Below are 18,033 nucleotides of genomic sequence, written 5' to 3'. Positions count from 1 at the left end.
GTCAAGGGCAGGAGTAGGCAAATGGTGCCGCCGATCAAGCGAGGTCGTCCTGGTCCGCGGCGGTCGTTGAGCCAAGACGACATCCTCGACGCCGCGCTGGGCCTGCTCGACGAGGGCGGGCAGAACGCGGCCTCCATCCGGGCGATCGCCGCCAGGGTCGGCGTGGCCCCGAACGCGGTGTACACCTACTTCCCCGACAAGGCCGCGGTGGTCAAGGCCCTCGTCGAGCGACTGCTCGGCAGGGTCGACCACGGCGTCTTCGCGGACCGCGGGCAACCCTGGCGGCAGCGCCTGGAATCCCTGGCCCTGGAATTGAGGGCACTGCTGACAGCCCACCCCGGCAGGGTCACCATGATGATCGGTGGCCCGATGGACGGCCCCCACGCTCTGGCTCTCAACGAACGGCTCCTGGAAATCCTCGGCGACGCCGGGCTCGAGCCCACCGACGCCGCGCGGGCCGCCTACCTGGTGATCGTCTACGTGTTCGGGTCCATCGCCCTGGAGGTGGCCGACGTCGCCACAGCGGGCCCGCTGCCACCGGAAGCCGAGCGAGTCGCCACCCGTCAGTCTGCGTTCGCCGCAACACCGGTCGAACGGTTCCCCCGTTCTGCCGCCGCGGCAGGCGTGGCAGCCGGCTACATCTGCACCGAGCAGTACCTCTGGGGACTGCACCGGGTCCTCGACGGCATCACCGGCTGTACAGCCCCGGGGTGAACGTCCGCTTCCCCAGACGGCGTTGACGCAGGAGAAGCGGCGCACCGTCAGGCACAGTTCCACCAGCCGGCCCGCGACCGGCAGATCAGCCAGGCGACGCTGATAACGCGAATGCACCCGCCGCGACGTCACCGAGCACACCGGGCAGCGTTGCTCGGCTGCATGAAGAACGACACCAATGCTGGTTTCGCCGACGTCCTTGACCTCTACGCCGTCAAGATGGGGCAGCAGCCTGCCGATGGCCTCATCACACCATCTACTCAACGATCAATCATGATGGGCATCGATCACTCTTCACGGAACAGAACCTCAGACTCGCGAACGAAGCCACCCACATCGCGGCCGGCACGCCGCTGCTCGCAGACGACGCGGTCGAAGACCACCTGACCGTGCCCGCCCGGATGGTCGGCCACGGCACCCTGTTCGCGTTGACCGTCGACGGCGACTCCATGATCGACGCGGCGATCTGCGACGGCGACGTGGTCGTCGTCCGGCAGCAACCCACCGCGGAGAACGGTGAAATCGTCGCCGCGCTGCTCGGCGACGAGGCCACCGTGAAGGTCTACTACCGCCGCCGCGGACGGCACGTCGAGCTCGTTCCCCGCAACCCGCACTACGACGTCATCAAGGGCGACCACGCGGTCATCCTTGGCAAGGTCGTCTGCGTCCTACGCACCTATTGATCCAGCACCCCAATGAAACACTCGCCGACGCTGCTCGATGCGGCCCGAGCTGCCATGGGAATCGACCAACGCCTGAACAAGCGGGTAGAAAGCGCGGAATGGCTGTCCTCCTAGCCGACTGGGCAGCCGTCCTCCAGATACGCGGTACAGCCGCGATCTCGGGCCTGGCGGCTGGCGGCTGCTCGGTTTGCCAGCAGCGGTGACAGTCGCTGCGTCGCCTCGTGCGGGGTGGACCATGCCCAACTGCGTAGCTCGTCGGGCGCGAGCATGATGGCTGCTACTTGTTCCGGCGGCAGGATGCCGCCGTCGAAAACGAGCATGAGTCCCTCGGTACGGCCGACGCGTCGTGGCACCCAGTCGATCGCGAGCAGCCGACCAGGGTTAACGCTGAGACCGAGCTCTTCCTGGACTTCCCGGACCGCGGCGCCTCGGGGTGACTCGTTGGCCTCGACGCAGCCGCCCGGGAATTCCCAGTGCAACTTGTGGTAGGCGGGTTCGACCAGCAGGATCCGGTCCGCGGGGTCGAAGAACAGCACCGCTGCGGCCATCCGTTTGGTGGGCAGGCTAGCCGTGTAGTCCTCCGGCTCTGACCGCGTGCAGCCGGGTCAGCGGTCATGCCGTGCCTCCAAGGTGCCGGTGAGGGTCCGCGGGTGAACGTGAGGAACAGACAGAGAACGAAAGGGTGAGCTGGTCACCTCCCCGGATCGTGCAGGCTTCTGCGGCCCGCCCGCGTGATGCTCGCGGCCAGGAAGGCGACGTTGCCTGCCGTGAACAGGATCATCACCCACGGCATGGCCACCGGGGCTACGGCGAGCACGGCCGCGATGGCGGTCAGTATGGCGCCGTAGTCACGGGTCAGCTTGATCAGCTGCACCGGCAGTGAGGTGGCGGTCAGCAGGCTGAAGCTGGTCTTCTCCTTGGCCATCACGCTGGTCACCATGTTGACCATCCACGACCCGCCGAACGCGGCGATCAGCCACGACGGCAGGCCGGGGTGCGCGGCTGTTGCTACGGCCGCGACGGCGCCGACCAGCGCCACCTGCACGGCGATGTCACACAACACGTCAAGGCGGCCACCCGCCACCGTGGACATGGAGGCGACCCGGGCGAGCGTCCAGCACCTTGCATCTCCACGAATCCGCATACCTCCTCCGAGGTCGACACCAGGTGATCGCCGTCGCGGCGGAACCCCGATCGCGCGGGTGACTCCGTTCATCACCAGCGGCATAGCAGGGTCTCATTAGATCTTGCGCCGTCTCACGAGACTTGCCGCCTATAAGTCGCCTGCGACAGATCGGTGAGACAAGTATCCCAGCGGTTCGTCGCCGCCAGTTACGAGGCAGTTGCCGCTTTGCGGTTCCTGCGGCTGTGGTACTCGGCGACGAGCCGCAAGCTGAGATAGCCAAACGGCCAAACGATCATGGTCCAGCGGCCGATGACGAAAGCTGCCGGAATCGACACCCCGAACATGATCGCCGTGGCTACCGACCATGCCTGAACACCCTTGACGATCTCCGCAGGGGCCTGGGGTTCCAGAAGTCCCGAGCGGACGACATGGCGCACCACGAGGAACATCGTGAATCCGAGCAAGGTCATCGCCGCGGCGTAGACGACGACCCCCGCTCCGTTCGCGACGTCGCCGAGCGTCTTGCTTGCCCATGGGACGAGCGCATACGCGAACAGTGTCAAGACGTTCAGGGTGATCAGCGGCGGGTCGGTGCGGCTGACGTGGGTGAACAGCATGTGGTGCGCGACCCAGGTGACGGCGATGACGGAGAACGAGATGAGAAATGCGAGGTATTGAGAGTTGTGCGCGGCGAGCGCGTGCCACAGATGCTGCGGGTCCTCAGCTTCCGGCACCGGCAACTCCAGCGCCAACAGCGTCAGCATGATGGCGATGACCGCGTCGGAGAAGAAGATCATGCGCTCCAGGCCATGCGTCTTCTCTACCATCGTGTCTCCCTTTGGATCTTGTGCGATGCGGAGACGATGGTATCGGGCATGCGCCGGGTGCGTCACGGCCGTGACCCGCGTCCACCGGCACCGACCCGCAGCGCCCGTTGCCCTCGGCCGTAGCCGCGACCGCGTCAGGCAGCAGATGCCGTCCGACCAGAGTCTGGGCGTCCTCGCACTTGGAAGGGCGCACTGACGCAGCTCCTGCTCATCGCGCACAACGGCGGCGACGACGACCGAGCGCGGAACGGAGGATGCGCGAAGATGCTGGCGGGCGCTACCGGCCGGGGACCCCGCCGAGTCGGCGACGCGGCCTTCGTCAGGTAAACCACGAAGTCGCGCCCGCCCCCACCCACCCACCGGTCTGGTCTGGTCTGATAGTCGCTTCGGACGGTAGTGGCCACAGGACCGAACCCTGCGGTATCGGCGCGGCCCTGCGGCAGACCGCACGCGACTCAACAGAGTGCGCATCGTGTGCACCGGGTGCGCCCGCGGGCGGCGACGTCGCGGTTGAGCTATCACAGAACGAGGCCACGTTGGGTCAGCCGACGTGGGGTCGCGGCTTGTGTCCTCGGTCGGAGCCGTGACGGCATGGGGCGCGGCGCAGCCACGGAAGCGGGCCACCTGACGCGCTCACACGGTCGGATGGTGGCTTCGCGCGGCGGGGCGCCGGGATCGCGTTCCCGGACGCGGGTGCACAGGAATAATCGCTTATTCACCTTTTGTAGCTATCTGAACCCGCGATCCAGAAAACTTTTTCAGGTTCTTTTCGATCACCTTCACTCATCTGTCCTTCTTGGACTGTTAAGGATGGCCGCGACGAACCGTTACGCCGGGCGCGCCGGCGCCCACCCGGCCGGGCGCGCCGCGGACAAATCACCTGCTCACCCGGCGGGTTCCGCGACGTCGGCCGAGGCTTGCCCGTGGCCTGCGTCCCGGAAACTGGACGCGCTCCCAGCCGTGCAGCACCCTCTCTCCGGACGTCCGACGAAGGAGCGATCAGCGGGCCTTGGTCCATGTTTCGACGGTTGTATATATCGAGCGATTCTTATTAGCGTGCCAACCACTCAGTTGATCCTCTCCACCGAACGGGGTGGCTACAGCCAGCCGAACGGTGGGGTGGCCGGTCAGGGAGGCACATTGCGAGATCGCAGGAAAGTGACGCGTCGGGTGTGGGGTGCGACGGCGGTGGCGGCCTGGGCGCTGGCCGCGGCGGGAGTGGTGATGCCGGCTAGTGCGACGACGACGCCGCAGCCGGACGGAACCGGCACGATCCACGGGGCCGGCGCGGCCGACGCCGTGGCAGGCCGGTACATCGTGGTGCTCAAACCCGGCGCCGACAAGGTCTCGGCGGCGGCCACCCGGCTGGCCGACCGGCACGACGGTACCGTGCAGCGCACGTTCAGCCACGCGCTGCGCGGATTCTCGGCCACGATGAGTCCCGCCGAGGCGCAGCGGCTGGCCACCGACAAGAGCGTGGCCTCCGTGCAGCAGGTCCGCCTGCTGCACACGATGGACACCCAGACCGACGCCGGCTGGGGCCTGGACCGCATCGACCAGGCGGCGCTGCCACTGGACCAGTCCTACACCTACCCCAGCACCGGCAAGAGCGTGCACGCCTACGTCGTCGACACCGGCATCCGCACCACCCACGAGGACTTCGGCGGTCGCGCCGAGAGCGGCTTCGACGCGGTCGACGGGGGTCCGGCCGACGACTGCAACGGTCACGGTACGCACGTCGCCGGCACCATCGGCGGCACCAAGTACGGCATCGCCAAGGAAGTGAAGCTGATCGCCGTACGGGTGCTCAACTGCGAGGGCTCGGGCACCACCGAGCAGGTCGTTGCCGGCATCGACTGGGTCGCCGCCAACGCGGTCAAGCCGGCCGTGGCCAACATGAGCCTCGGCGGTGGCGCGGACACCGCCATCGACACCGCCGTGAAGGGCGCGGTCTCCAAGGGCGTCACCTTCGCCGTGGCCGCGGGCAACGAGAACGCCGACGCCTGCGAGGGCAGCCCCTCCGGGGTGGCCGAGGCAATCACGGTCGGCGCGACCGCCGACACCGACGCCCGGGCCGACTTCTCCAACTTCGGCAAGTGCCTGGACGTCTTCGCCCCGGGCCAGGACATCGCCTCGGCCTGGATCGACAGCGACACCGCCACCAAGACGATCAGCGGTACGTCGATGGCCTCCCCGCACGTGGCCGGCGCCGCCGCCCTCGTGCTGGATACCCAGCCCGAAGCCACCCCGGCCGAGGTCGCCACGGCACTGACCGACGCCGCCACCGGCGACGTGGTCACCAGCCCCGGCACCGATTCGACCACCAAGCTGCTGCGCATCGGTAACTGACCACGGCCTAACCCCGCGGCGGCGGCGGGCCTTCGGCTCCCGGAGGCCCGCCGCCGCTCTTCTCCCACGGATCCCAACCCGTTCCCGAGTCGACCCCTGGAGAGCTTCGATGCGTCTTTCCCGTGTCACCGCCATCGCCGTCGCCACCGTGGCCATGGCGGCGACCGTCGTCACTGCCGTACCCGCCTCCGCCGCGGACATACCTGACGTACCCGCCGTGCCGTCCAAGGCCGTCGCGCAGGAATACCTGAGCGCGTTGACCGTCGACGCCGAGGGCACCGGCGACGGCTACTCCCGCGAGAAGTTCCCGCACTGGGACAACGTCGAGGGAAGCTGCAACACCCGCGAGACCGTCCTGCAGCGCGACGGTGACGCAGTCGTCGTCGACAACACCTGCCAGCCCACCTCCGGCACCTGGACCAGTCCATACGACGGAAAGACCTGGACGGACGCGGCCGACGTCGACATCGACCATCTCGTACCCCTGGCCGAGGCTTGGCGCTCCGGCGCCGCCGCCTGGACCACCGAGCGCCGCGAACAGTTCGCGAACGATCTGACCAACCCCCAGCTGATCGCCGTGACCGACGACCTCAACCAGGCCAAGGGCGACCAGGACCCCGCCGAATGGCTGCCGCCGCGCACCGACTTCCGGTGCACCTACGCCAAAATGTGGGTCACCGTTAAGCACTCCTGGCAACTCACCGTGCAAGATGCCGAGAAGTCGGCGCTGCAGAGCATCCTCGACGCCTGCACGTCCTAACCCATCAGAGCGCCGAGGTGCAGTTGGCGCAGCGGCTCGGTGCCCGGATCGAGTGGTATCCGGGCACCGAGTCGGCGCTCATGCCGACGTTGAAGGACCGGGGAACGGGCGAGCCTGCACGCTGCCTCATCATCAGCGCGGCTCCAGCAGCTTCACCCACGCGAAGTGGATCAGTCAGCTGCCCGACTGATGGGTTGGCAAGACCCTCCGATCCCGTGCGGTCAAGCGCAGGCCTCAACAGGCGCCGGGGAGGTCTTGAGTTCCTCGTAGGGCTGGCGGGCGGCATTGGTCAGCCTTGGGTGCAGTTGAACAGGCGAGATGCCGCTGCGGCCTGGCGGTCCCGGTGGGGTTGTTCTTGAACCGCCGGTGGGGTGATCGAGATGCCCCCGCCGCAGGCGCCGGTGACCGGCGCTGAGTCGGCGTAAGCATCGGCTCGGGCGTCGGCGAAGCGAGCCCGGTCGTCGGTCAAGCTCAGCCAGCACGCGGGCGCCGTAATCGGGGTTCTAACCGAAGGTTGCGGCGCAGGGCCTCGCCGAGCCGGTCGACGTTGGCGCACGCCGCGTCAAGCGTGGCGAGCAGCGCGAGTGCCGCGGTCCCCAGGGGGCTTGCTCGACCAGCGGCTGGTTACCGGCACCCCCAGTATCGGGACCTGTACGAGGCCGGCGATCGTGGGATGGCTCTCAGAGCTGGATTGCTGTGCCTTTCTGCCGAGCAGCGACCGTCGGGGCCGTGCGGCGGACGACGATAGACGTCAGAGCCGAGCACTGCCTACACGGAGACGGTTTCCATCGGGATCTTTGAGGTGAACCTCTCGTGCCCAAACAGCTTCCTCGATGGCGACACCGAACTCGGCGGCCACCGCCTCGACGTCGTCGACGTGGAGGTACAGGAGCGTGTCAGGCCGGACATCGTCGTGGTGCTCCGACAAGAAGATCTGCATCGGCCCGCGGGAGACGCAAACAAACAGCGGAAGGTCCGGCTCGAACCGGTGCTCCCACTGCGTGACGAAACCCAGCCGTTCGTACCACTGCGCCGACGCTCGCGCGTCCTCGGTACGCAGGATCGGTGTGATCTTCTCCTCCATGCAGCCATCCTGACGCGTCAGGGTGGAGTAAAGTCACCGTTTCGGATGATCACCGCGATGTGTTCGTGCCCGGTGGTCACCAGCTACGTGAGCCCGCAGACGACGCTCAACACCGCGGTGATAACGTCGGCGATGACGCCTAGCCGGGCTCGCAGGTCGCGGGCGTTCGCCGCGGTGTGCCAGTGCGAGTGCAGCAGGCCGCCGCCCAGCTCAAGCAGACCGCCCGGGACGCCGCGCAGGCCACCAAGGACCAGGCCCGGTCCTCGGCGCAGGGCGCGCGGTTGTTTGAGCTGTTCCTCCGCTACGAGGCGGCTCGTCACCATGGCATGGCGGGCGCGGGGCGGGGCCCTGACTCCGCCCCGCGCCAGCGTCGAGCAGCATGCCGGTAGACCACCGTCTTGACGAAGCGCCTACCGCCTTCACCGTCCGGCTACCCCTCGCCGCAGCCTGCGAACGCCACGGCGTGCCCCGGTCGATGGGTGGGTGCACGGCGTCAAGCGGCTGTCCCGGGTCTTGGCGGTGTCGCGCTCAGGGTTCTACTTGCCGGCGTCGTAGCCGCGATGGGTGCGGGCCACGATCTCGGCGGCGCGTATCGACTGGCGGTCGATGATCGCCGCGCTGGGCTCGGGTTCGCGGCCGGCGGTTTCGCGGACCTGTTCGCGATGATCTAGGCGTGGGGGCTGTCGGGGTGTGTGGGGCGTCGGAATGATCTCCGGCTGTGAAACGTCCTCGATGAAGCTGGGGGGCCCTGGTTGAGCACGGGACGTTGGTCGGTGCGGAGCAGGGGCCAGGATGAGGGCGATGCATCGTCGTCGTCACCCATGTGTACCCGTTCGGGGGAACGCGGCGAGCCGAGGTGTTTAACCGGGACGGGTGACATCGGGACCCTCGTACTGTCGATCCCTTCACCAGGAACATTCGAGGGGGGTTGGTGCGGGATGGCGGTCGTGGTGCTGGCCGAAGATGACGACGACATCCGGGCGCTCATCGAGCGGGTGTTGCGCCGTGCCGGGCACCAGGTGCGCGCTGCGGCCGACGGCGCTCAGGCTTGGCAGCTGGTGACCGAGCAGCGCAGCGAGCAGGGGCCGGACATTGTGGTGTCCGACATCGACATGCCGGTCATGTCCGGGGTGCGGTTGTGCCTGCTCATCCGGGCCGATCCGGCTCTGCAACATTTGCCGGTGGTGTTCGTCAGCGGCAGTCTGCTACCCGGTGACCAACGTCCGGTTCAGGCGCAGGCCACGGCGATGCTGCGTAAACCGTTTACGCCGCAGGAGCTGCTGGCCTGCGTCGACAAGGCGTTGCAGACCGGCCACGACCAGGGCCAGCAACCGTCCACCTGCCCCTAGCCGGCCGCCGACATCGGCGAGTACGGCGAGGACTCACACGCTGACGGCCTGCAGGTCCCAGCCCAGACCGAGGGTGTCCATGACGCGCCGCACCGCAGGCGCGGGCCGCACGATGGCCAGATCCGCGGCACAGTGGCGGCGGGTGTCGAGCAGCTCGCGCACGCCCGCGCAGGAGAAGAAGGTGATGCCGCCGAGGTCGACTTCGATCCGCACCGGTTGTAGACGACACACCTCGTCCAGCACGGCCCGCAGGTGCGGCGCGGACTGAACGTCAAGGTCCCCGGCCACCTCGACCACAGCGACCCGGTCTCTCTGCCACCGGACCGTCGTGGTCATGACGACGACCTGATCCTCTGAATGCATAATGCGTCAGGCTAGGCGCCGACAGCATTCGTGTACACCGATCACGGGGTTGGTTCACCGCGTTGATCAGTGAGCGGGCATCGGCGCCACGGACCGACGAGCATCGGCATACCGGGTGAGTGGTATCAGCCGATCGACCACGGCCTACTCCTTTCCCGACGGTCCAGGCGCGGCATGTTGGGGGCCGAGCAGCATCAGCTCCGGCCATGGTGTGTCGGTGTCGGCCAAATGCGGACCGATGGCAGTGGATCGCCGCGCGCCTATCTGGGTGAGGACATGGCGGCCGAGTCGGCCAAGGGCATCCGCACGAACACGGTCGGTGCGGACATCTGCGCGACGACCGCGCGCGGGTTGTCGCGCCATACCGGCTATGACGCCACCATCGGCCGCGCCCTGCTGCAGGCGTGCGCGATGGCATGCACGTCGTGCGGTAGGGCGGTCGGCGATCGCGGGCGACAGACGTCGGACAGAAGTCGGACCGGATACCTTCGCCCCGGCCCCGCACGTTGACGTACCGGCCGATATCGAGGGCTCGTGCCGTGGGTGCTGACCTGCGGTTACTTGCCGTCGGGCAAGGGTCGCGGATCTCACCGTGCGCGGTAGCGTGCCGGTCATGGCAGACGGCGCCGGGCCCAGCGACGCCGGCCCGGCAGGACCCGGTCCGGCCCCCACCGGGCCGGTGGCGCTGCTGCGGCAGCAGTTCAGCGCTGAGACGGTGACCGCGCTGCGGCACGCGGTGGCAGCCCAGGTCGCCGGGGCCGGGCTGTCCGGCAGCAGCGCCGACGACCTCGTCGTGGCCGTGCACGAACTGGTCACCAATGCCGTGCGCCACGGCGGTGGCAGCGGCCGCCTCGAGCTGCGCCTGATCGCCGACACCCTGGTCTGCGAAGTCGTCGATCACGGAGGAACCGCCGACAGCCTGCCCGTGCAACTGCCGCAGGCCGACACGCCGGGTGGACGCGGCCTGTGGCTCGCGCACCACCTCACCCAGGGACTCATGCTGACCCAACGCCCCGACGGTGTCACCGCCTCGGTCAGCGTCTGCCTCACCAGCGCGACGGCACCCTCCGATCAGCCGAGCGCGGACCCGGCGGGCGGTAACGTCGATACGTCCCCGACCGCGAGGGAGCAGCCGTGACCCCCGAGCCGACATGGCGCCACCATGTGCGCACCGCCGACGGCCACACCACCATCGAGCTGACCGGTGAGATCGACATGAGCGGGGCCACACACCTGCAGCAGCTGCTTGCCCAGGCCGTCGGGGCCGCACGGACAGTCACCGTGGACGTCGCCGGTGTCCAGTTCATCGACTCGACGGTGATCAGCGCCCTCGTCACCGCGCACAACACCGCCACGGCCAACGGCTGCCACTTCGCCGTGGTCAACCCCGGCGCCCTGGTACGCCGCGTCCTGCAGATCACCGGAGTCCTCGACACCCTCGCCGAAGACAACGCCTCACCACGTCCCTGTCCGAACCCGTAATCCGCGCCAGCCGGCGCCCGGTCGACAACGTCTGCCCCGCAGGCGCGGACGGCGCCGCCAACCTGGCCGGCATGAACTGCTTCGTCAAGCGGCCACGCCATTGCTTGGTCACAGACACTCCAACATCGGGGCGGGCATCGAGAACACTCGTCATACCCGAATCTCCGCGCACGCGGAGCACGAGCAACAGAACGGTCATGTTCCGCGCGCGTAGCTGGCGGCATCCCGTATCTGGTCGTGGTCCGCTGGTGTCCTGCCGGACCTCTCGGTGACGCACCGTAGTCCGCCAGGAGACTTGCTTCGGGTCAGCCGATACCAATCTGAGCCAGATCCCGGTCTCGCCGGTCACGCCCGCGCGCCACGCCCATGGCCAGGAAGGGCCTTCGGTACGAGCAACGGTGACTAGTGCGGTGTCCACCAACGTTGACCGGGTTGGCGGCCGCTGTCTGCGCTGGTCCAGCGTGTCCACCACCCCGGCGAAGGTTGGTGGACACCGCACTAGCCAGCAGCTCGATCGAAGGCCCAACGGGTGTATACCTTTTCGCCGGGACCGCCGCATCTACCACCCCGGCCACCCTCGCTGATCACCTGCCCACCGCCCGCGCCCGGCACTACCCGTCCGATACCAGCGACACCGAATGGGCGATCCGCGCCCCGCAGGCCCCGGCGCGACGGGGTCGACGAACTCTCTCGACGCGACCCCTTGAGACCGGATGCGCTCAGCAGCCGCAGGAGCCGGCCGCGGGCCCGGTGAGGTCGTCGACCGTCCGGCGGTACACCCCGCGCTCGTCGCGGACCGGGTAGCCCTCCCGCACCCAGTACTCGTAACCGCCGATCATCTCCTTGACGGGGAAGCCGAGCCGGGCGAACTCCAGAGCGGCAACCGTGGAACCGTTGCACCCCGGACCCCAGCAGTACGTCACGACGGTGCAGCCGGCCGGGACCAGCTCGGCTGCGCTGGCCGCGATCTCGCCGGTGGCCAGCAGCACCGCGCCGGGGATGTGCCCCTGGCGCCAGGCGTCCGGGCCGCGCGTGTCGACCACGACCACGTCGGGGACGCGGGCCTCGAGGTCGGCGTGCACGTCGCTGACGTCGGTCTCGAAGGCGAGGCGGCCGGCGAAGTGCGCGACGGCGTCTGAAGGAGGGGCGGCTGGTGTGGATAGCACATTCGACATGCCGATGATCGTTCCCGAGCTCCCAGCCGGTGGCCCAGTGGCGTCAGCGACATCGTCCGCTAACATCCCGCCATGCCGTGGGTAGACACGCGCGGGCCGTCGGTGGCGGTGCTGGTGTACGCCGGGATGTCCGTCTTCGAGGTCGGCATCGTGACCGAAGTGTTCGGGCTGCCCCGCCCGGAGTTCGACGTCCCGTGGTACGAGCTGACCATCTGCGCTGAGACACCCGGACCGCTACGCGTCCTCGGCGGCGCCGACCTGCAGACCTCGTACGGGCTGGGCGCCTTCGCCGACGCCGAGACGCTGATCGTCCCGGGCGTACCGGACGTGCGGGCCGACCCCTCCCCCGCGCTGGTCGCCGCCCTTCGCCGGGCGCACCGCCGGGGTGCCCGGATCATGTCGATCTGCTCGGGCGCGTTCGCCCTGGCCGGCGCGGGCCTGCTGGACGGGCGCCGCGCCACCACCCACTGGCGGTACGCCAACCTGCTGCGCCGTCGCTACCCCTCGGTCGAGGTCACCGCCGATGTGCTCTACATCGACGACGGCCGGGTGCTGACCAGCGCCGGCAGCGCCGCCGGGCTGGACCTGTGCCTGCACGTGGTACGCAACGACCACGGGCCCAGCATCGCCAACGCGGTGGCCCGGCGGCTGGTCGTACAGCCGCACCGCGACGGCGGCCAGGCACAGTTCATCGAGGCCCCGGTCGCGGTCGACCCCGACGACGACCGGGTGGCCCGGAGCATGCAGTGGGCGCTCGCCGACCTGACCCGGCCGATCACGGTACGCACGCTGGCCGGCCGGCACACATGTCCGCGCGTACCTATCTGCGGCGGTTCGCCCGGGCGACCGGCACGACACCCATCCGCTGGTTGATCAACCAGCGGGTGCACGCCAGCCTCGCCCTGCTGGAGACGACCTGCGCGCCGATCGAGGAGGTGGCCGCGGCGGTCGGCTTCGCCAACGGGGTCAGCTACCGACACCACTTCGGCCAGATCATGCGTACGTCGCCCTCGGCGTACCGCCGCGCCTTCCACACCCGCTTCCTACCCGCCGGCGGCTCAGCCGAGTCGAGCGCCTGACGCACCGTGCGACGATGCACCCCGTAACGCTCCGACAGACCACGAATCGAGACGCCCTCGCCGATGGTCTCGACGGATCGCCTCGGACAACTCCACACGTGACCCGGCCACCCGACGGCCTCTCCACTACAGAGCGTCGATGTTCCCACCCGCCGACACGCTGGGGCCAAAATCAGGCCGTCGCAAGAAGTGACTCACTCGATCAGTGGGGCCAACTCAAGCCCCGGGCGGGCGGGGCCACCGGTGGGTTGTGGCACACCAAGTGTGATTGATCATGGCTGATGGGTCGTTGCGCCGCTGTGTGACGCGACGATCCAGCAAGTCCTGCCGCATCTCCACGCCCTGAACATCGAGAAGCTCGAGCAGTCGGATGAAGGTCTGCGGCTGTGGGCCAGCGTCTGTGCCCCGGCGGCGATCTGCCTGTCCTGCGGTACGTCGTCGGCCCGCGTGCATGGGCGGTACGTTCGCGAACTGGCGGATGTTCCGATTGCGGGAGTCGCAGCCAAGATCTGGCTTCGGGTACGCCGGTTCGCCTGCGGCAACGCCGGCTGCACCGTGCGGACATTCGTTGAACAGGTCGACGGGATCACCCGTCGCCGGCTCCGTAGCACAGACAACCTGCGGCAGACGCTCACGTCCATCGGTCTGGCATTGGCCGGCCGGGCTGGGGTTCGACTCGCGGCCGTGCTTGGCATGAGGACCAGTCGCAGCAGCCTGCTACGGCTGGTGCAGGCGCTACCGGACCCGGCCGTGCGCTCGGTGGCGGTGTTGGGCGTCGATGATTTCGCTATCAAACGCGGACAGAACTACGGCGCTGTGCTGATCGACTGCGAGGACGGGCGGGTGGTCGATCTGCTATCCGGCCGTGACGCCGCCCCGTTGGCCGGCTGGCTCGCCGAGCACCCGAAGCCACAGATCGTCTGCCGGGACAGGGCCAGCGCCTACGCCGAGGGCGCCCGCATCGGTGCACCGGATGCAGTTCAGGTCGCGGACCGGTTCCACCTGTGGCAGAACCTCGCCAAGGCCGTCGAGCGGTGCGTCGCCCGGCACAAGAACGGCCTGCAAGAACCACCCGTCTCCGCACCGGTTGTAGCCCAGCCGGCTGCGGCTGAGACGCCGGAGCCCAGCGGAGCGATGGCGCAACGCCGTTGGGTGCACCATAAGCTGGTACACGACCTGCTTGCCGAAGGCGCCGGGATCCGGCAGATTGCCCGCCATCGGGGGTGGGGACGGCACACCGTGCAGCGCTACGCCCGGGCGGTCACGTGGCAAGAGATGGTGGTCGGGCAGAATCCTCGCCCGAGCAGCCTTGACCCGTTCAAGCCGCACCTGCTCCGACGCATCGGCGAGGGCTGCCTCAGGGCCACCATGCTGCACCGCGAGGTCACCGCGCAGGGCTTCACCGGCAGCTACGGCATCGTCCGGGCGTTCGTCGAGCAGCACCGCACCCGCCCGGATCTGAGCCAGCACGTCAAGCCGCCATCCGTGCGGCAGATGACCGGCTGGATTTGCCGCCACCCCGATCACCTCGTCGACACTGACACCGACCAGCTCCGAGCCATCCTCAACCGCTGCCCGGAATTGGCCGCTGCTGCCGCCGAACTGGTGCGCTCGTTCGCCGCGATGCTCACCGGCCTGCACGGCGACCGGCTCGGCAGCTGGATAGTCTCCGCCGAGCAGGCGAGGTTACCCGGCATCACGGGGTTCGCCACGGGCCTGAAGAGCGACTTGGCAGCCGTCACCGCCGGTCTGACCCTTCCCTACAGTTCCGGACCCGTCGAAGGCAACGTCAATCGCATCAAGATGCTCAAGCGACAGATGTACGGCAGAGCCGGTTTCGACCTGCTCCGCAAGCGAGTGCTGCTGGCCCCATGACAGCGCTATCGACATTGCCCAAAGACCATTAGTCAGGGTCGGGCGACAGGCACCCATCCCCGCGTGTTGCAGTCGGGACAGCACGCTCGATTGACTCCGTTGTTGAAGATCAGCTCGCCGACTCCACGGCATCTTGGGCACGTCTCGGCGGCCGCCGGTCGTTGCGGCATCAGATGCCGCAGTTCCGGAAAGCGGCGCGCTGCCTGGACGTATGCGAGCTCTCGGTCAGATTCGTCCGCAGGGTGCAGCCCTCCATCGTCCCGGTCGATCATCACCTCGCCAGATCCATCCAGTAGATAGATCGACCCGAGCGTGGCCCACACGGTCAGCAACCGATCCCGCTGGGCAGCCGATGCTCCCAGACCGTTCGACACGACCTGCTCCGCCAAGAGACGAGCAAAGAGCTCCTCAGCAATCACCTTCCGGATGGTACTTAGCAGGCTCCTCAACGACTCGCGATCGCCGGTGGCCCAGCGCGTCCCCCGGCCTTCGAAGACCACACTTGGTGTGCCAGAGCCCACCGGGTGACCGTCAGAATCACTCTGCGGTACACGTTCGGGGTGACGCCCGGAACCGGCCGCGGATTCAGCCCGGCGCTGTCAGTCGTGTACGGACGCGCCTGGTTGCCCTTAGCGTCGTGGCCGACGTGGATCGAGGTGACCGTCTCGTCGACGTATATGCACACCCGACCAAGGATCCGCAGCACCTGCGTGAAGCCGGAGAAGTCGATGATCGCGCCGGCGTCGGGCGTGATGCCGGTCAGTTCTTTGATCGTCAGCGCCAGCAACTCAAAACCGTGTGATTCGGGTGCTGTCCCGGTAAGGCCACGGCCGCCGTACGCGAAAGCCGCGTTGATCTTGTCGTGTCCGCCGTGGTACCGCAGCTTGCCGTTGTCGTAGGCCGGGATGGCGACGTAGCTGTCGCGCGGGAACGAGATCAGGTAGGCGGAGGAGTGATCGGCCGCAACATGCACGAGGATGATCGAGTCGGATCGGCTCAGCTGCCCGGTGTTCACCCAGCCGGGACGAGTGTCCAGGCCGACCAGAAGGATGTCCTTGGCGCCTTCGAGGTCCGCGGGGTGACCGTCGTTGACGCGGCGAGCGGAGCCCAGCCGCTGTTCCTGCCATATCGCCCCGGTCGCTGAGGTGAGCAGTACACGCTCCGCTGCCAAGATGACGCCGCTCGCGAGGATGAGCAGCACTCCCAGGGCTAGGCACCAGCGCGTCCAGGGCGGCGTTCGCCGCCGCCACGGCGGTGCGTTCTTGTCCATGTGCCGCTCCTCAGTGGGGTCGCGACCTCTTCGACCGTTGTAGCGCGCATTGCTGAGTTCCGGCTGCGCGCCCTGTGCTGTTCGGGGCCGATGCACCGGGTGCTCAGCGGGTTCACAGGGCGCTTTGCGGGATCGTCAAGTATCGAATTCCACGATGGCGGCATGACACTGCCTTCGAGTGTGACGGCGCGGGACGCCGTGCAGCCGTGGCGGGCACGGCCGCCGCTGTCCCGGGCGGCCATCGCCCGGTGGGTGCAGGTGGCCGGGCTGTTCGATGTGGTGACGGCGGTGGTGCCGCCGCGGCACGGCCGGCTTGTGGCGGTGGCCGAGTTCCTGCCGATGGCCGGTGTCTTGTCTGCGGGTGCGGCCACGGCGGCGGCGGGACTGCTGCTGGTGTATCTGGGTGCCGGTCTGCGCCGGGGTAAACGCCGGGCCTGGCAGGTCGCGGTGGCCTTGGCCGCTCTGGGTGTGGTGTTGCATCTGGCGAAAGGCCTGGACGTCGACGCGGCCTTGGTGTCCGCGGCGTTGCTGGTCCTGCTGGTGGTGACGCGCGGCCGCTTCGGGGCGGTCGCCGATCCGCGCAACCGCTGGCGTGCGCCGGCGGCGTTCGCCGGGTTCGCCGTCGCCGGGTTCGTGTGCGGTTTCGTGGAGATCGCGGTGCGGGAGGACAGGCTGGTGGGCCGTCCTGGTTGGTGGGGTTGGGCGCAAGAGGCCGCATTCGGGCTGGTCGGGGTCAGCGGCCCGATACGGTTCGTGCATCCGATCGCCGCCGAGGCGGTGAGCGTGACGACCGGCGGCTTCGGGTTGCTGGCTGCGGGTGTCGCGGTGGTGTTGCTGCTGCGCCCGGGCAGCCCGCTCCCGCAGCGCAGCGAAGCCGAGGACGCGTTGGTGCGAGATCTCCTGGAGCGCTGCGGCGGGCAGGATTCGCTGGGCTATTTCGCGTTGCGCCGGGACAAGGCGTTGATCTGGGCGCCCTCGCGGCGGGCGGTGGTGGCGTACCGGGTGGTCAACGGAGTGAGCCTGGCGTCGGGTGACCCCGTCGGGGTGCAGTCCGCGTGGCCGGATGCGATCGAGGAGTGGCTGCGCGACTGCGCCCGGCACGGATGGACGCCGGCGGTGCTGGGATGCGGCCAAGCGGGCGGGCGGGCCTACCGGCGCGCCGGGCTCGACGTGGTCGAACTGGGCGACGAGGCGATCCTGAACGTGGGAACGTTCTCGCTGCAGGGTCGACCCATGCGCGGGGTACGGCAGGCCGTCGCCCGCATCGAGCGCGCCGGATACACGTGCGAGGTGGCTCGTCGCCGGGATCTGTCCGCGGCGGCCTGCGCCGAGCTGGTCCGGGTCGCGGACGCGTTGCGCGACGGATCGGTGGAGCGGGGCTTCTCCATGGCGCTCTCGCGGCTGGGCGATGCCGCCGACGGCGACTGCCTGTTCGTCGTGGGCCGCGACAGCGCCGGGCGGATCCGCGCCATCCTGCACCTTGTGCCCTGGGGAGACGACGGCCTGTCGCTGGACCTCATGCGAGGAGATCGTCGCGCCGACAACGGTTTGACCGAGTTCCTGGTGGTGAGCACCGTCCGAGCCGCGCCCGCCCTGGGGGTACGCCGCATCTCGCTCAACTTCGCGGTGTTGCGCTCGGTGTTCGCCCGCGCCGAACAGCTGGGGGCCGGACCGGTGCTCCGGCTGTGGCATCGACTGTTGCGGCTGGCCTCGCACGTGTGGCAGATCGAGTCGCTGTACCGGGCCAACGCCAAGTTCCTGCCCGCATGGCAACCGCGGTATCTCTGCTTCCCGAAGGCCCGCGACCTGCCCCGCGTCACGGTGGCCGTGTTGTCGGCGGAAGCGTTCCTGCCGATCGGAGGCGTACGGCGCGGGTTGACAGGGTCCGATCGGTGAG

18 protein-coding genes and 4 pseudogenes are annotated in these 18,033 nt (G+C 68.7%); 10 read left to right on the top strand and 12 right to left on the bottom strand.

Annotation, left to right across the window (positions count from 1 at the left end; translation table 11 throughout):
- Nucleotides 1-66: 66 nt before the first annotated feature.
- Entirely contained in the window at nt 67-714 is a 648-nt protein-coding gene (locus AB0368_RS33825) for a TetR/AcrR family transcriptional regulator C-terminal domain-containing protein (protein WP_366158113.1), read from the top strand.
- A 24-nt stretch (nt 715-738) separates the two neighbouring features.
- Here AB0368_RS33825 and AB0368_RS33820 read toward each other — a convergent pair.
- A pseudogene (locus AB0368_RS33820) lies at nt 739-876 on the bottom strand (transposase family protein); the annotation flags it as partial.
- 173 nt (nt 877-1,049) lie between these two features.
- Here AB0368_RS33820 and lexA point away from each other — a divergent pair.
- A pseudogene (gene lexA, locus AB0368_RS33815) lies at nt 1,050-1,397 on the top strand (transcriptional repressor LexA); the annotation flags it as partial.
- A gap of 110 nt (nt 1,398-1,507) precedes the next feature.
- On the opposite strand, the gene AB0368_RS33810 reads toward lexA, so the two are convergent.
- The 3 genes from AB0368_RS33810 to AB0368_RS33800 form a co-directional block, all read right to left on the bottom strand.
- Nucleotides 1,508-1,945 carry an NUDIX hydrolase gene (locus AB0368_RS33810; protein ID WP_366158089.1) on the bottom strand — a complete coding sequence of 146 codons (438 nt, stop codon included), beginning with the start codon at nt 1,943-1,945 and terminating at the stop codon, nt 1,508-1,510.
- 143 nt (nt 1,946-2,088) lie between these two features.
- Nucleotides 2,089-2,541 carry a CDP-alcohol phosphatidyltransferase gene (locus AB0368_RS33805; RefSeq protein ID WP_366158088.1) on the bottom strand — a complete coding sequence of 151 codons (453 nt, stop codon included), beginning with the start codon at nt 2,539-2,541 and terminating at the stop codon, nt 2,089-2,091.
- 188 nt (nt 2,542-2,729) lie between these two features.
- Entirely contained in the window at nt 2,730-3,350 is a 621-nt protein-coding gene (locus AB0368_RS33800) for a TMEM175 family protein (RefSeq protein WP_366158087.1), read from the bottom strand.
- Nucleotides 3,351-4,508: 1,158 nt separating this feature from the next.
- On the opposite strand from AB0368_RS33800, the gene AB0368_RS33795 reads away from it, so the two are divergent.
- Nucleotides 4,509-5,699 (top strand): S8 family peptidase, encoded by a 1,191-nt coding sequence (locus AB0368_RS33795; protein WP_366158086.1) that lies wholly within the window; start codon nt 4,509-4,511, stop codon nt 5,697-5,699.
- Between the two features lie 109 nt (nt 5,700-5,808).
- Complete coding sequence (locus AB0368_RS33790) at nt 5,809-6,459, top strand: HNH endonuclease family protein (RefSeq protein WP_366158085.1); 651 nt, start codon at nt 5,809-5,811, stop codon at nt 6,457-6,459.
- Between the two features lie 4 nt (nt 6,460-6,463).
- Here AB0368_RS33790 and AB0368_RS33785 read toward each other — a convergent pair whose 3' ends face one another.
- From AB0368_RS33785 to AB0368_RS33770, 4 genes and pseudogenes are all read right to left on the bottom strand, one after another.
- Nucleotides 6,464-6,589, bottom strand: coding sequence for a hypothetical protein (locus tag AB0368_RS33785; RefSeq protein WP_366158084.1), 126 nt, complete (start codon nt 6,587-6,589; stop codon nt 6,464-6,466).
- Nucleotides 6,590-7,210: 621 nt separating this feature from the next.
- A complete protein-coding gene (locus AB0368_RS33780) occupies nt 7,211-7,543 on the bottom strand; it encodes a glyoxalase superfamily protein (RefSeq protein WP_366158083.1) in 333 nt (110 codons plus the stop codon).
- An 83-nt stretch (nt 7,544-7,626) separates the two neighbouring features.
- Nucleotides 7,627-7,863 carry a hypothetical protein gene (locus AB0368_RS33775; RefSeq protein ID WP_366158082.1) on the bottom strand — a complete coding sequence of 79 codons (237 nt, stop codon included), beginning with the start codon at nt 7,861-7,863 and terminating at the stop codon, nt 7,627-7,629.
- A 219-nt stretch (nt 7,864-8,082) separates the two neighbouring features.
- Nucleotides 8,083-8,193, bottom strand: a pseudogene (locus tag AB0368_RS33770) (IS5/IS1182 family transposase); the annotation flags it as partial.
- Nucleotides 8,194-8,481: 288 nt separating this feature from the next.
- On the opposite strand from AB0368_RS33770, the gene AB0368_RS33765 reads away from it, so the two are divergent.
- Nucleotides 8,482-8,892 (top strand): response regulator, encoded by a 411-nt coding sequence (locus AB0368_RS33765; RefSeq protein ID WP_366158081.1) that lies wholly within the window; start codon nt 8,482-8,484, stop codon nt 8,890-8,892.
- Between the two features lie 33 nt (nt 8,893-8,925).
- On the opposite strand, the gene AB0368_RS33760 is transcribed toward AB0368_RS33765, so the two are convergent.
- On the bottom strand, nt 8,926-9,255 hold the full coding sequence (locus AB0368_RS33760; RefSeq protein WP_366158080.1) for an STAS domain-containing protein: 330 nt from the start codon (nt 9,253-9,255) through the stop codon (nt 8,926-8,928).
- Between the two features lie 613 nt (nt 9,256-9,868).
- On the opposite strand from AB0368_RS33760, the gene AB0368_RS33755 reads away from it, so the two are divergent.
- Nucleotides 9,869-10,393, top strand: coding sequence for an ATP-binding protein (locus AB0368_RS33755; protein WP_366158079.1), 525 nt, complete (start codon nt 9,869-9,871; stop codon nt 10,391-10,393).
- On the top strand, nt 10,390-10,737 hold the full coding sequence (locus tag AB0368_RS33750; protein WP_366158078.1) for an STAS domain-containing protein: 348 nt from the start codon (nt 10,390-10,392) through the stop codon (nt 10,735-10,737). Before AB0368_RS33755 ends, AB0368_RS33750 begins: the two co-directional genes overlap by 4 nt.
- Before the next feature lie 719 nt (nt 10,738-11,456).
- On the opposite strand, the gene AB0368_RS33745 is transcribed toward AB0368_RS33750, so the two are convergent.
- Nucleotides 11,457-11,912, bottom strand: a complete 456-nt coding sequence (locus tag AB0368_RS33745; protein ID WP_366158077.1) for a rhodanese-like domain-containing protein — start codon at nt 11,910-11,912, stop codon at nt 11,457-11,459.
- A gap of 72 nt (nt 11,913-11,984) precedes the next feature.
- Here AB0368_RS33745 and ftrA point away from each other — a divergent pair.
- Both ftrA and AB0368_RS33735 read left to right on the top strand, forming a co-directional pair.
- Nucleotides 11,985-12,991: pseudogene (gene ftrA, locus AB0368_RS33740) on the top strand (transcriptional regulator FtrA).
- 297 nt (nt 12,992-13,288) lie between these two features.
- Nucleotides 13,289-14,866 (top strand): ISL3 family transposase, encoded by a 1,578-nt coding sequence (locus tag AB0368_RS33735; RefSeq protein ID WP_366158112.1) that lies wholly within the window; start codon nt 13,289-13,291, stop codon nt 14,864-14,866.
- 32 nt (nt 14,867-14,898) lie between these two features.
- Here AB0368_RS33735 and AB0368_RS33730 read toward each other — a convergent pair whose 3' ends face one another.
- Complete coding sequence (locus AB0368_RS33730) at nt 14,899-15,285, bottom strand: hypothetical protein (protein ID WP_366158076.1); 387 nt, start codon at nt 15,283-15,285, stop codon at nt 14,899-14,901.
- 26 nt (nt 15,286-15,311) lie between these two features.
- Nucleotides 15,312-16,136, bottom strand: coding sequence for an LCP family protein (locus AB0368_RS33725; protein ID WP_366158075.1), 825 nt, complete (start codon nt 16,134-16,136; stop codon nt 15,312-15,314).
- A gap of 162 nt (nt 16,137-16,298) precedes the next feature.
- Here AB0368_RS33725 and AB0368_RS33720 point away from each other — a divergent pair, with 162 nt between their 5' ends.
- Nucleotides 16,299-18,032: a phosphatidylglycerol lysyltransferase domain-containing protein gene (locus tag AB0368_RS33720; RefSeq protein WP_366158074.1), complete on the top strand. Its 1,734-nt coding sequence runs from the start codon at nt 16,299-16,301 to the stop codon at nt 18,030-18,032.
- Nucleotide 18,033: the final 1 nt, after the last annotated feature.

This window comes from Actinoplanes sp. NPDC051475 (assembly GCF_040689425.1).
In the GTDB taxonomy this organism is placed as follows: domain Bacteria; phylum Actinomycetota; class Actinomycetes; order Mycobacteriales; family Micromonosporaceae; genus Actinoplanes.
This window is presented reverse-complemented; position numbering and strand designations above follow the sequence as displayed.

Coding starts and splice junctions, on each gene's coding strand:
- AB0368_RS33810 (WP_366158089.1), bottom strand. CDS start 1,945: ATGGCCGCAGCGGTGCTGTTCTTCGACCCCGCGGACCGGATCCTGCTG.
- AB0368_RS33805 (WP_366158088.1), bottom strand. CDS start 2,541: ATGCGGATTCGTGGAGATGCAAGGTGCTGGACGCTCGCCCGGGTCGCC.
- AB0368_RS33800 (WP_366158087.1), bottom strand. CDS start 3,350: ATGGTAGAGAAGACGCATGGCCTGGAGCGCATGATCTTCTTCTCCGAC.
- AB0368_RS33790 (WP_366158085.1), top strand. CDS start 5,809: ATGCGTCTTTCCCGTGTCACCGCCATCGCCGTCGCCACCGTGGCCATG.
- AB0368_RS33785 (WP_366158084.1), bottom strand. CDS start 6,589: ATGAGGCAGCGTGCAGGCTCGCCCGTTCCCCGGTCCTTCAACGTCGGC.
- AB0368_RS33780 (WP_366158083.1), bottom strand. CDS start 7,543: ATGGAGGAGAAGATCACACCGATCCTGCGTACCGAGGACGCGCGAGCG.
- AB0368_RS33765 (WP_366158081.1), top strand. CDS start 8,482: ATGGCGGTCGTGGTGCTGGCCGAAGATGACGACGACATCCGGGCGCTC.
- AB0368_RS33760 (WP_366158080.1), bottom strand. CDS start 9,255: ATGCATTCAGAGGATCAGGTCGTCGTCATGACCACGACGGTCCGGTGG.
- AB0368_RS33755 (WP_366158079.1), top strand. CDS start 9,869: ATGGCAGACGGCGCCGGGCCCAGCGACGCCGGCCCGGCAGGACCCGGT.
- AB0368_RS33745 (WP_366158077.1), bottom strand. CDS start 11,912: ATGTCGAATGTGCTATCCACACCAGCCGCCCCTCCTTCAGACGCCGTC.
- AB0368_RS33725 (WP_366158075.1), bottom strand. CDS start 16,136: ATGGACAAGAACGCACCGCCGTGGCGGCGGCGAACGCCGCCCTGGACG.
- AB0368_RS33720 (WP_366158074.1), top strand. CDS start 16,299: ATGACACTGCCTTCGAGTGTGACGGCGCGGGACGCCGTGCAGCCGTGG.